Source organism: Corynebacterium sp. HMSC064E10, assembly GCF_001812505.1.
GTDB classification, from domain to species: Bacteria; Actinomycetota; Actinomycetes; order Mycobacteriales; family Mycobacteriaceae; genus Corynebacterium; species Corynebacterium amycolatum.
On the sequence record NZ_KV809173.1, the window covers coordinates 473,200 to 485,830 of the forward strand.

The 12,631-nt window shown below is 58.6% G+C and carries 9 protein-coding genes; 3 read left to right on the forward strand and 6 right to left on the reverse strand.

What is annotated here, in order from left to right; genetic code table 11:
* Window positions 1-143 precede the first annotated feature (143 nt).
* From HMPREF2860_RS03900 to HMPREF2860_RS03915, 4 genes are all read right to left on the reverse strand, one after another.
* Window positions 144-1,868, reverse strand: a complete 1,725-nt coding sequence (locus HMPREF2860_RS03900) for a hypothetical protein (protein WP_070628606.1) — start codon at window positions 1,866-1,868, stop codon at window positions 144-146.
* A gap of 281 nt (window positions 1,869-2,149) precedes the next feature.
* Complete coding sequence (ilvC, locus tag HMPREF2860_RS03905; protein WP_038628558.1) at window positions 2,150-3,166, reverse strand: ketol-acid reductoisomerase; 1,017 nt, start codon at window positions 3,164-3,166, stop codon at window positions 2,150-2,152.
* A 53-nt stretch (window positions 3,167-3,219) separates the two neighbouring features.
* Complete coding sequence (gene ilvN, locus HMPREF2860_RS03910; protein ID WP_038628556.1) at window positions 3,220-3,723, reverse strand: acetolactate synthase small subunit; 504 nt, start codon at window positions 3,721-3,723, stop codon at window positions 3,220-3,222.
* Between the two features lie 34 nt (window positions 3,724-3,757).
* A complete protein-coding gene (locus HMPREF2860_RS03915; RefSeq protein WP_070628607.1) occupies window positions 3,758-5,668 on the reverse strand; it encodes an acetolactate synthase large subunit in 1,911 nt (636 codons plus the stop codon).
* 394 nt (window positions 5,669-6,062) lie between these two features.
* On the opposite strand from HMPREF2860_RS03915, the gene HMPREF2860_RS03920 reads away from it, so the two are divergent.
* From HMPREF2860_RS03920 to ilvD, 3 genes are all read left to right on the forward strand, one after another.
* The gene (locus HMPREF2860_RS03920) at window positions 6,063-7,700 is read left to right on the forward strand and encodes a mechanosensitive ion channel family protein (protein WP_239392946.1); all 1,638 of its coding nucleotides are present in this window, start codon (window positions 6,063-6,065) and stop codon (window positions 7,698-7,700) included.
* A 57-nt stretch (window positions 7,701-7,757) separates the two neighbouring features.
* Window positions 7,758-8,291, forward strand: coding sequence for a PH domain-containing protein (locus HMPREF2860_RS03925; RefSeq protein ID WP_038628550.1), 534 nt, complete (start codon window positions 7,758-7,760; stop codon window positions 8,289-8,291).
* Window positions 8,292-8,425: 134 nt separating this feature from the next.
* The gene (gene ilvD, locus HMPREF2860_RS03930; RefSeq protein ID WP_038628548.1) at window positions 8,426-10,270 is read left to right on the forward strand and encodes a dihydroxy-acid dehydratase; all 1,845 of its coding nucleotides are present in this window, start codon (window positions 8,426-8,428) and stop codon (window positions 10,268-10,270) included.
* Between the two features lie 15 nt (window positions 10,271-10,285).
* On the opposite strand, the gene HMPREF2860_RS03935 is transcribed toward ilvD, so the two are convergent.
* Both HMPREF2860_RS03935 and HMPREF2860_RS03940 read right to left on the reverse strand, forming a co-directional pair.
* Window positions 10,286-11,170: a hypothetical protein gene (locus HMPREF2860_RS03935; RefSeq protein WP_224792292.1), complete on the reverse strand. Its 885-nt coding sequence runs from the start codon at window positions 11,168-11,170 to the stop codon at window positions 10,286-10,288.
* A 75-nt stretch (window positions 11,171-11,245) separates the two neighbouring features.
* A complete protein-coding gene (locus HMPREF2860_RS03940; protein ID WP_239392945.1) occupies window positions 11,246-12,616 on the reverse strand; it encodes a DoxX family membrane protein in 1,371 nt (456 codons plus the stop codon).
* Window positions 12,617-12,631: the final 15 nt, after the last annotated feature.

Consider the following 12,631-nt stretch of genomic DNA (forward strand, 5'->3'; position numbering starts at 1 on the left):
AACTCTGGGGGTGAGGCGCGGGGGTACTTACCTAAGCAAAACGGCGCTTACTACCCTTTGTTTAGGGAGTAAGCGCCGTTGCCCCCGACATTCAAGTCGGCAAAATCTTTCGCGTTATATTTTTATTTCTGCTGGTCTATAACCTACTGGTACGTAACCAACCACGGACGCGGCTCAATGTTCATGGTCTCCTCAGGAGTAAACATCGGCTGGTCCTCGTCGATGAAGTTCTTCCACGCCTCGAAAATCTCCGGCTGCAAATCCTGCAGCATGACATTCCAGGTCTCAAACTTTTCCTGCGGGCTGCCGTGGCCGTCGGCATGCAGAACGAATACGAGCTCCGGGTGCGACAGGTCCAGCGTCTCGCGGTCGCGAATCATCTGTAGCTGGAACTGGTGCAGCATCAGCATCTTCTGCGGAAGGTTGTTCTTACGAGTCAGCTCAGCCAGCCAATCAGCAACGCGGTTGACCTCTTCAGCCTTAACGTGACCAACCTGGGTCGCCGGAACCTGCCCCGGTTCCATCTTCCACTCCGGATCCAGCGCCAGACCGACGTTTGGCATCTTCAGCAGTTCTTCGTAGAACTTGGCCTGGTCCAGGAAGTCTGCACTGCCCGGCTGCAAGTCGATGATGACGTAGCCGCCGGCCTTGGTCATGGCCTCGACGTACGGCTTCAGAGTCTCAACCGGAGCCGGCTCGGAGTAGTCACCACGCGGGCCCGGATCAGCCTGTGCGACCGAAGCAATAATCTCAAAGGCCGGCAGTACCGGGTCATCGGCGAACTTCTCGTACTGCTTGACGTAGTCCTTCGCACGTGCGACGGCATCCTCCGGATCATCCTCGCCCATCACACCCAATGGAGCGACACCTGGGTGACCATACGTTGCAATCAGATGACGACCGGGGAACAGCAGCGTGCCTCCACCCGGCAGCTCCTTGACCTTGTCATCCTTGGCCAGCTCGATGGACTGATCGAACTTGTCCTGATCGCCGAAAACCTTACCCAGAGCAATCAGGGACTCGCCGTCACGAGCAGCCGAAATCGACTCAGAGGTAGCACGCGCGTCGCCCACCGGCAGCCAACTGACCTTCAGGCCAGCTGCTCGAGCAGTAGCAATGGAAGCCAGGCCGGTACCCGGTGCAGCCAATGCCAACTTGTCCTTAACCTCCTTCGGCGATCCCTTCGGCAGGGTGATGCTCTCCTGCCCCTTGTCATCCTGCCCATCGCTGGCGCGATCCTGCGCCTCCTGGTTGGCGCCCCCATCCTTCGTTGCGTCACCCTTGACGACAGTGGGCTTCTCCGGATCCATCTCAACGACAGCGCGAGTCGGCTTCGACTCCGTCTCTTTGAGAACCTTGAATTCAGTACCGACAAGCTCCTTGAGGCCATCGGTCGTACCCGGATCTGCAATAACCTGACGCTCCTCTCCCCCGGTCAGGTCAACTGCCCCCACTGTAAGGACTGTCTTTGCGCCCAGGCGGTCAATCTCTTTTTCCACATCGGCGATATCAGCGCCAGTATCGTGGCCACGAGCGTCCTTCTTGGGACTCTTGGCGGTACTGTCATCTTCCGCATCTTCGGCAGAACCAGCCACCAGCATCGGCAGCCCAGCAGCAACCGCAATGCCTGCCGCCCGACGCTGCTCAGCTGCACCAGCCGAGGAAACGACAACTGCTTCCGAACTGTCGATCAGGCTTTCCGACGCTGCGATGTCGTCGCTAAGCACCGTCGACTCACCGTCCACCTTCTTCGTGGAAACAGCGCTGTCGGAATTACCACACGCGACCAGGGCGCTCGATCCCAGCGCCAGACTTACCGTCAGAGCAACGGTTGCCGTCACGCGCCGCGTCATTGCGGATACTCGCACATTTACCTCCGTGAAATGATTTGATTGCAACGATTAGACTATCGAACGTCTTTGTTGAGGGAGACCCTTCAACCCAGATTAGAACCCCGGATACGACTGGGGCTACACCCGTTTGGCCGTAGTTGCTTCTATCTCAGACGTTTATCCCACCCGTCTACCCCACACGTTTCAGTGAAAGAAAACGAGTAAGAGAGATACGAAAAGGGCCTCATCACGGCGGTGAAGCTCAGTGATGAAGCCCTACTTCGCGAACAAGCGAAGGATTCGCTTAAGCAACAAACTTAGGCGGTCTCAGCGCGAGCGTCGACCTTAACCCAGCTCATCAGGTCGCGCAGCTTGGAGCCGACCTCTTCAATCTGGTGGTTGTTGTAGGAAGCGCGCAGGTCCTCGAGCTCCTTGTTGCCGCCCTCGACGTTGGCAATCAGACGCTTGGTGAAGGTGCCGTCCTGAATGTCAGACAGAATCTCGCGCATGTGCTGCTTGGTATCAGCGGTAATAACGCGTGGGCCAGACAGGTAGCCACCGAACTCAGCGGTGTCGGAGACCGAGTAGTTCATGTTGGCAATACCGCCCTCGAACATCAGGTCAACAATCAGCTTCAGCTCGTGCAGGCACTCGAAGTATGCCATCTCCGGCTCGTAACCAGCTTCAACCAGAACCTCGAAACCGACCTTGACCAGTTCCTCGGTGCCGCCACAGAGAACAGCCTGCTCACCGAAGAGGTCGGTCACAGTTTCTGCCTCGAAGGTGGTCGGGATAACGCCAGCGCGGGCGCCACCGATAGCTGCAGCGTAAGACAGAGCCAGGTCGCGGCCCTCGCCCTTCGGATCCTGGTCAACGGCGATCAGGCACGGAACGCCCTTGCCATCGACGAACTGACGACGAACCAGGTGACCCGGCCCCTTCGGAGCAACCATACCGACGGTGATGTTGTCAGCCGGCTTGATGAGGTCGAAGTGGATGTTCAGACCGTGGCCGAAGAACAGCGCGTCGCCGTCCTTCAGGTTCGGCTCGATGTCCTCGCTGTAAACCTTTGCCTGGGTGGTGTCCGGAACCAGCACCATAATGACGTCTGCCCATGCAGCGGCATCTGCGTTGGACTTAACCTCAAAGCCAGCTTCCTGGGCCTTCACAGCGGACTTGGAGCCTTCACGCAGACCGATAACAACCTCGACACCGGACTCGCGCAGGTTCTGAGCGTGAGCGTGGCCCTGGGAACCGTAGCCCAGGATGGCAACCTTACGCCCCTGGATGATGGACAGATCAGCATCGTCGTCGTACAGCAGTTCAATAGCCATTAAAATTAGCCTCTTTTCGAATCGGATTCGTTAAAAATCTTAGCGTTTAGTTGTTAGCGGGGCTGGAGCATCGGCTTCGGCCCGCGTGCCATTGCGACGGTACCGGACTGAATGAGCTCACGGATACCAAACGGCTCGAGGACCTCCAGCAGGGCTACAAGCTTCGAGCGCTCACCCGTCGCCTCAATGATGACAGACTCTTGAGAGACGTCCACCACGCGGGCACGGAAGAGATTGGCGGCATCGACGACCTGCGGACGATTGGTGTTGTCGCAGGAAACCTTCACCATTAGCAGTCCGCGCGACACCATGGTCTCTGGGGGCTGGCGAACCACCTTCAGCACGGGCACTAGCTTGTTGAGCTGCTTAGTGATCTGTTCGATCGGCAGCGTCTCCGTCTCAACCACGACAGTGATGCGGTTGACTCCCTCGGTCTCAGTTTCACCCGAGGTAATCGACTGGATGCTGAAACCTCGGCGGGTGAACATGCCCGCAATGCGGACCAGAATACCTGGCTCATCGAGGGTCAACACGGATAGAGTGTGCAGTTCAGCCATTTTGGGACTCACTTCCTGTTGCTTCGGATCCCGATTAGCGGGTCTTCATGGACGGGTGGTTAGCGTCGGGCTGCTTCGCGGCGTCCTCGGCGTTGTCCACAACAGTGCCGTGGATGTCAGCCGGGGTTTCGGCCGCTGAGTTCTCATCGTTGAACAGCGGGCGCAGACCACGGGCGTATTCGACCTCATCATTGGATTTGCCAGCTGCCACCATCGGCCACACCTGAGCATCCTCACCGACAATGAAGTCAATAACCACCGGTCGGTCATTAATCTCGCGTGCCTTCTTAATTGCGGCCGCGACATCTTCCTTCTTGGTCACGCGAATCGCCACGCAGCCAAGCCCCTCGGAGAGCTGGACGAAGTCTGGCAGGTAGGAGTTGTCCTCCGGGCGCAGCTTGGTGTTGGAGTAGCGCTGATCGTAGAACAGCGTCTGCCACTGACGAACCATGCCCAGGTTACCGTTGTTGATCAAGGCAACCTTGATGGGAAAACCTTCCATTGCACAGGTGGTTAGCTCCTGATTGGTCATCTGGAAGCAACCGTCACCATCAATGGCCCAGACTTCCTTTTCTGGAGCAGCCGCCTTGGCGCCCATCGCAGCCGGGATTGAGTAGCCCATCGTGCCGGCACCACCGGAGTTAAGCCAGGTGCGCGGGTTCTCGTACTGGACGAACTGCGCTGCCCACATCTGGTGCTGGCCGACGCCAGCGGCATAGATGGCCTCCGAGCCAACGATGTCGGACAGGGTCTGAATTACAAACTGCGGAGCGATTGCACCATCAGCGGGCTCTTCCCACCCGAGGGGGAACTCGTCGCGGAGACCGTCGAGAAGCTTCAGCCAGTCGGCAATCTGGGGGCGACTAAGACCGAGCTTGGTGTAGGACTCGCTAAGTGCGGCAAGGACCTCGCGGGCATCGCCGACGATGGGAACGTCAACTTCACGGAGCTTGCCAATCTCTGCCGGGTCAATGTCTGCGTGGATAACCTTCGCGTTCGGCGCGAAGGAATTCAGATCACCGGTAACACGGTCGTCGAAACGCGCACCGATAGTGATGAGCAGGTCGGACTTCTGCAGAGCAGCGACGGCGGACACCTTGCCGTGCATGCCCGGCATACCCATATGCAGCGGGTGCGAGTCCGGGAATGCGCCGCGAGCCATCAGCGTGGTCACGACCGGAACTCCAGTCTGCTCGGCGAACTCGACCAGCTCCGTGGAAGCATCAGCCTTAATGACGCCACCACCGATGTAGAGCACCGGACGCTTGGCTGCAGCAATCATCTCAGCGGCCTCGTCAATCTGACGCTGGTGCGGAGTCGTCACAGGACGGTAGCCCGGCAGGTCAATCTCCGGCGGCCAGGTGAAGTCAATCATCGTATTCTGGAGGTCCTTCGGAACATCGACCAGAACCGGGCCTGGGCGACCAGAAGAAGCCAGGTGGAATGCCTCAGCGAGCGCGCGCGGGATGTCCTCAGCTTCGGTGACCATGAAGTTGTGCTTAGTGATCGGCATGGTCACACCGCGGATGTCAGCCTCCTGGAAAGCGTCAGTACCCAGCAGCGGGCGACCGACCTGACCGGTGATGGCGACAACCGGAACGGAGTCCATCTGAGCATCCGCGAGCGGGGTAACCAGGTTAGTAGCACCCGGGCCGGAAGTCGCGATACACACACCGACCTTGCCGGAAACCTGCGCGTAACCAGTGGCAGCGTGACCAGCTCCCTGCTCGTGGCGCACGAGGACGTGGCGGAGCTTTTCCGAGTCATAAATCGGATCGTAGAGCGGAAGCACTGCACCACCGGGGATACCGAAGGCTACCTCAACACCAAGCTCTTCAAGAGATCGGACAATGGCTTTTGCACCAGAAATTCGCTCGGGGGCGCTGGTGCGCGCCTTAGCTGCGAATTGGGCGGGCGATGGGGTGTGCTGCTCGTGCGCGTTCACGATTTCGCTCCTGGGTCATGGTGGGCAACTACTCAACTCACATTCACGCGAAGAAGCTACGAATGTGGCGTTGACTACAACCTTAACGTCCACATAGTGAGAAGTCAATCCCGCCAATTGGACACCCCCGCCCGCTTAACACCCGAGCGCCTACCCACTTCCCACCCGTTTCCCCACAGCAGTCCCACCCCAGCTTTGGGAATCACTTTACCCAGAAACACCCCCACCCCCGATACGCTGGTGCACCCGAGACGGTGCAGAGGCGGTGTATCCGAGTCGGCACGCCAGAGCGGCTCACCTCGAAGCTCCTCTTTATGCATAATTCCTTATCTTTAAACTCAGCCCATCTTAAGGCGAACGACCTACGGTGGAGAGCATGGAATTTTTACAATTCATGTTGTTACGGGCATGGCAATGGATAGCCAGCAACGGTCTTGCCCTTGCAAGCCTGGCCATTCTGCTAATTCTTGTTCCCCGCATCCGACGTTTCGTTCTGGCAATCGCAGACGGAAATATCTCCTCTGAGGACGAGCAAGCCAAGGGACGACGCGCGCTCATTGGCGCTGTTGTTTACATCGTCGAAGTTATTGCGTACTTCGTCTTAATCATCGCGATTCTGTCGAAATTCGGAATCTCGCTAACCGCCGCCGCCATCCCCGCAACGGTTGTTTCCGCTGCTGTTGGTTTTGGTGCCCAGGGAGTCATCGCCGACTTCCTCGGAGGCATGTTCATCATTGCCGAGAAACAGTACGGCATCGGCGATTGGGTTGAGTTCCATTCCCCTTCCGGCACCGTGCAGGGCGACGTCGTCAATATGACATTGCGCGCCACGACCATTCGAACCCTAAACGGCGAGGAAATTATCGTGCCGAACTCCGAGGCACGTATGTGTATCAACTACTCCTCGCAGTGGTCGCGTGCCGTCGTCGAAGTACCGGTACCGATGACCGCCGGTGGTTCCATTAAGGATTTGGAAGAGCGCACCGTCGCCGCTGCTAAGCGCGCAATCACGCTGGACTCAATCAAGGACTCCGTTCTCTCCGAAATCAAGATGCAGTCCTCTACAGAGCTCAATCCACCAACGGTTATGGGGCTGCCGTGGACCGTCACCATGCGCTTGATTGTCGACTGCAAACCGGGCGACCAATGGCTTATCGAGCGCGCCATCCGCGCCGCAGTCATCGACACCTGGTGGGATGACTACGGCGAGCGCGCCCAACAGACCCCGTTTGCTCCCGCCGAAGAAATCACCGGCCACGTCCGCGATGACACGATGATTGAACAGCTCAAGCAGGCCGACGCTAAGCGCGAGAACAAGCAGGCGCTTGACGACGTCGACAGCGCTCCAACCGAGGTTGTCGAAATGGTACCGGACACAGCAGTCGAGCCAGTCACCGCGGAAACTAAGCTGATGGAAACTCAGACCGTCGACAAGCAAGACGAGAATGAGCGATCCGATCTTCCGCACGCGGGAGCCGATCTTGACGATGCGCGACGCGAGCAGGAAGACAGTGAAAGCAACAGCGCCATCCGCAAGCTGATTAACCACCCCGATTGGAAGACACTCACGACGCGCCAGAAGGTTCGTCGAACCCTCTCCGCAGGTGGGCGCGCTCGCGTTTCGACGATTGTACTCCTGGTAACCTTACTGATTCTCTTCATTTTGAACCTGATGACACTCGAAACTGAGGACGGCCCATCTGGATGGTTGGCACCGAGCAGGTGGAACGATCGCGTAGCGACACAGGAAGAGGACTCGGAAGAGTCGTCGGCACCACAGTCATCCAACCAGCCGACTAGCACCACACAGAATGTGCAGCCCACCGAGACCACTCAGCAGAATCAGACATCTCAAAACCAGCCAACGGAGACTTCTCAGCAGCCGCAGAACACACAGAACCGCGCACCTTCGACCACCACCTCCACCCAGTCAAGCTCCGAGCAGAGCAACACTGGCAACGAGGACACTGGTGGATCACAGTCGACGGACTCCACTAACAACGCGGAACCGAACTCGGCTGATACGCAATAACGCGCAACCGCCTACCGTGCACTAGCCAATCCGAACTACCCGCTACAATCAATAGCCATGACTGACTCGACTCCACAGCCAAAAATTGCGACGCAGCGATTTCGCCCACAGAAGACGCATCTGTTCATCGTTGCGTTCATGGTCGTGCTGTGTGTAATTGCCGCCGGCTTTACCCCGTGGCTGGCCGTTACCTTCCTGGCACCGTTGATTTATACGCTTTGGATTTTCCGAGTACGCACCACCGTGGGGTCACGCGGCATCACTGCGGTTTATCTACTGTCCCAGCGCCGTTCGGTGCCCTGGAGTGATTTTGCAGGCATCTTCTTCAACAAGGGCGGTCGAGCCTTTGCGGTCACCAAGTCAGATGAGCGTATCGCGCTGCCGGCCATCTCTTTTAATTCACTGCCCGAGCTAAAGGAAGCCACCGGCGGTCTGATTCCGGATCCGATTACTTCGGCTCGCATGGCGGAAAATGACAAGGTCGAGGTCTTTGACCGCGATGGCTACTCCGTAATGAAGAAGGCCAGTGAGGTTGAGGCTGACGCCAAGGTTAAAGGCGCTAAGGCTAAAGGCGAAGCCTCTGCTGAGTAACATCTAAGCAGTCCACAAAAGCCCCTAAATCTCATTATGCGGACACTAGTGACCGCGAAATGAGACATTAGGGGCTTTTGTGATTAGTATGGACAATTAGTTACCTTGCACCCTATCTAGGAAGGGCAGCCCACATGATCCCCCTTCGCTCTAAAGTCACCACTGCCGGACGAAATGCCGCTGGCGCTCGTTCCCTATGGCGTGCGACTGGCATGTCCGATAGCGACTTCGGCAAGCCGATTATCGCAATTGCAAACTCTTACACCCAGTTTGTGCCAGGGCACGTGCACCTGAAGGATGTTGGCGACATCGTTGCGGAAGCTGTAACCGCGGCAGGTGGTGTCCCCCGTGAGTTCAACACCATCGCCGTCGACGACGGTATCGCAATGGGACATGACGGCATGCTCTACTCGCTGCCATCCCGTGAAATTATTGCCGACTCTGTGGAATACATGGTCAACGCTCACACCGCTGACGCGTTGGTGTGTATTTCCAACTGTGACAAGATCACGCCAGGCATGCTCAATGCGGCTCTGCGCCTGAATATCCCGGTGGTCTTCGTTTCCGGCGGGCCGATGGAATCGGGGTCATCGGTTGTTATCGATGGCGTCGTCAAGCCTGGCTCTGACCTAATCTCGGCTATTTCTGCATCCGCGAATGACAAGGTCGATGACAAGAACCTGCTGGACATCGAGCGCTCGGCGTGCCCGACCTGTGGTTCTTGCTCGGGTATGTTCACCGCAAACTCGATGAACTGCCTGACCGAGGCCCTCGGCCTGTCCCTGCCGGGCAATGGTTCTACGCTGGCGACTCAGCAGGCTCGCCGCGACTTGTTCACCCGCGCCGGTGAGCTAATCGTGGACCTGGCGAAGAGCTACTACAACGATGGCGACGAGTCCGTGCTGCCGCGCAACATCGCCAACCGCGACGCATTTGTCAACGCCATGACGCTCGATGTTGCCATGGGTGGCTCCACCAACACCGTGCTGCACATTCTCGCTGCCGCGCAGGAGGGCGAGATTGACTTCGACCTCTCTGACATCGACGCGATTTCCCGTCGTGTTCCGTGTCTGTCTAAGGTAGCGCCGAACTCTGACTACTACATGGAGGACGTCCACCGCGCCGGTGGTATTCCAGCCATCCTCGGCGAGCTGCGTCGCGCCGGCCTGCTGCAAATGGATGTCCGCTCTGTACACTCCCCGTCGTTGGAGGAGCACCTGGATAACTGGGATATCCGCGGCGGCAAGGCCACTGACGAGGCCATCGAGCTGTTCCACGCAGCACCGGGCGGTGTGCGCACCACCGAGCCGTTCTCCACTTCCAACCGCTGGGAAAGTCTGGACACGGACTCCGAAAATGGCTGCATCCGCGACTTCGACCACGCCTACACCAAGGAAGGCGGTCTCTGTGTCCTGCGCGGCAACATCGCCGAGGACGGCGCTGTCCTGAAGACCGCGGGTATTGGCGAGGACCAGTTCCACTTCGAGGGCACCGCTCGCGTCGTAGAGAGCCAGGAAGAGGCTGTCTCTGTCATCTTGAACCGCACCTTGCAGCCGGGCGAAGTTCTCTTCGTCATCTACGAGGGGCCGTCAGGTGGTCCGGGCATGCAGGAGATGCTGCACCCGACCGCATTCATCAAGGGTGCTGGTCTGGGTAAGGTTTGCGCCCTGGTCACCGACGGCCGCTTTTCCGGCGGTTCCTCTGGACTGTCGATTGGTCACGTTTCCCCGGAGGCCGCTGCAGGTGGCGCAATCGGTCTCGTCCGCAACGGCGACCCAGTGTACATCGATGTCGCAGAACGACGCCTCGAAATTCAGGTGTCCGACGAGGAGCTTGCGGCCCGCCGTGATGAAGAGCTCAAGCGCGATAAGCCGTTTACTCCCCACAAGCCACGTCCGCGCAAGGTGTCCAAGGCGCTGCGCGCATATGCCAAGATGGCGTCCAGTGCGGATAAGGGCGCGGTCCGCATTGTCGACTAGCTAGATCAAACCCGCTTAAAGGCCTGTGCTTACCGCACGGGCCTTTGGCGTTTCTAGGGTAGCTTTGCGCCCAGTCTTCCGCGTGGGCTTCACCAAATCCCGGTACTCGACGTCGGCAATCCCCTCAGCGACGTCCTCGGTGTGTGCATATTTGCTGCCCTCGGTAATGGCCGCCATTACATATCCGGGGCCAAAAACAACGGAAGAGTGCCACGAACGCCGGTTGGACCAGCCCATCTTCGCGCCTTCAGAACCGGGCAGGCCGGCAAGACCAAAATTCTGTCGATAGCCATCGGCAGCAATCGGCGACCAGTGTCGCATCGCCTCAAGCACCTCAGAATTAGGATGCTTCAGACGAAGCTGGGAAATAAAAGACACCACATCTTCCGCAGTGGTCCTCGATACTCCCCACTTTTCTCCGCCGGAGGTGTTGAACAGGCCGTACTCGGTCGCAACGGAATCGACCGATTCCGGGTACTTCCGGTAGAAGTCGGCTGCCAAATCGTCGTCGGAACGCGAAATCATCTTTTCGACGCGCTCGGCATCGTCGGCAGTGCCGTGTTCGAGCACATACTGACCGATATACAACTTAATCAGGGATAGCGCCGGCAGCGGGCGTTGCGATGCCTGGCTGCTGTACCCCACGCCCACCGGCTCGTAGCTCACCGCCATTTGCGTGCGTGGGTCAACCTCAATCAACCCTTCGGCGTTGAGGTCCATGCGTGGCAGACTCACCTGATGTGTCGGCCAGACGCTTGCCGACGAGACGGAGGCTGCAACCTCACTGTGCTCGTCGGCAGCAGCTGTCGATGGTGAGTGGATCGACGTTGTCGCGCCTATCGAAGACATGAAAAAGACCACCGCAAGGGTGGTCTTTAGTGCGTGTCTCGACTTTGGCATAGGGGGCATTGTACCCCGGCCCTAACCGAGAACCTAGTTTAGGCCGCTCGACTGTTTGTGTAGCTGCGAGCTGCCTTAGCCGATAAACGGCAGCGTGCCGGTCGTCAGCCACCACAGGCCAATTGCTGCAGCGATGGACAGAATTCCGAAGATCCACGACGATGCCAGTGGGCGACGAGCCCAGCCGCGTCCGAAGTCGATGCCGATGCGGCCCGGGCCGGTGAACTGCAAGCCAAGTGCCATGGCGGTCATCAACAGTTGTAGCTGAAGGTTGCTGGAATCCTGGCCGACGATATTCACGCCATTGGCAGAGGTAGCCACATCAAACATGCTGAGGTAGGCGGACAATGCCAGCGCCAATGCTGCGGCCAGCGGTGTCGCAAGCCCTAAGATGAGCAGGGCACCCGCGATGAGCTGAACCGTTGGGATGGCAGTGGCCATCACAGGGCCGAGGGCGAAGTTGTTCTGGCTAAACTGTGTCTCCAGCGCAGTGGTGCCACCGGAGCTGCCCCAGCCGAGCAGCGTTGTCAGGCCATGGACCAACAGCAGCGCACCCAATCCAAGACGCAGCAGCAGGAGGCCGAAGTCGGTGGTACCGCGACGGAACTCCGGTTCGTTGTCGTCGTTGAAGTCCGTGTCTTCATCGTCGTCAGCAGCGGCGGTAGTCGTAGCCGCAGTTGCCCCGGCGGCCCCTACGCCTGCTCCTGCAACACCAGCGGCACCAGCGGTATCGCGAGAGGCAGCCGGTTCAGCGAAATCCGATTCATCGAAATACTGAGTCTCAGCTGCGGAATTGCGTGCAGAGCCATAGGTTGACTCCGCCTCATCGTCGAATGCTGACTGTGCTTCCGACTTATTTGCGGCAGTTCCCGCTGTGGACGCTGCTGCCGCTTCAGAAGCCGAGAAGGCTTGCGTCGGCTGGCTGAAATCCTCATCTGAATCAACGCGCTCGCTACGGGCCGGCTGCTCAAAGATCTCGGTCGCCTCCGACTCCGGGGCTACCTCCGACTCTTTATCGGCCGCGGGTGCCAATTCAGTTTCGGCCTGTTCATCCCGCGGCGAAGGCTTACCGGCAGGGCTAATCACCTGAGGTGCCGTGCGGCCTGCAGCGGCGTAGGCGTCGTAGCGCTTCTTCGGGGTTTCCTGAACTTCAGGCTCCGGTTCCAAGCTCGGCTCAACCTCTGTCTCTGCCACTGTCTCTGATGCAGCGGCGGATTCCGGCGGCAGGTTTTCTTGGTCTGCCTCCGCCTCCGGCTCCTCCTTTACGCGCTTTTCCGGCACACCCGGAAAAATCTGCGTTGCGGTGTTGTCGCTGTCATCGCGGTTGGTTTCTTCGTTCATTGGCTCAGCGAGCTTGCGGTAGGTCGGGACGTCGAGATCGTCATCGAATCCGTCCTCCACATTCTCGAGGGCGCGGTCGTTCGGGTACTTCTCTGAGTCGCTCACATCGTCCACATTAAA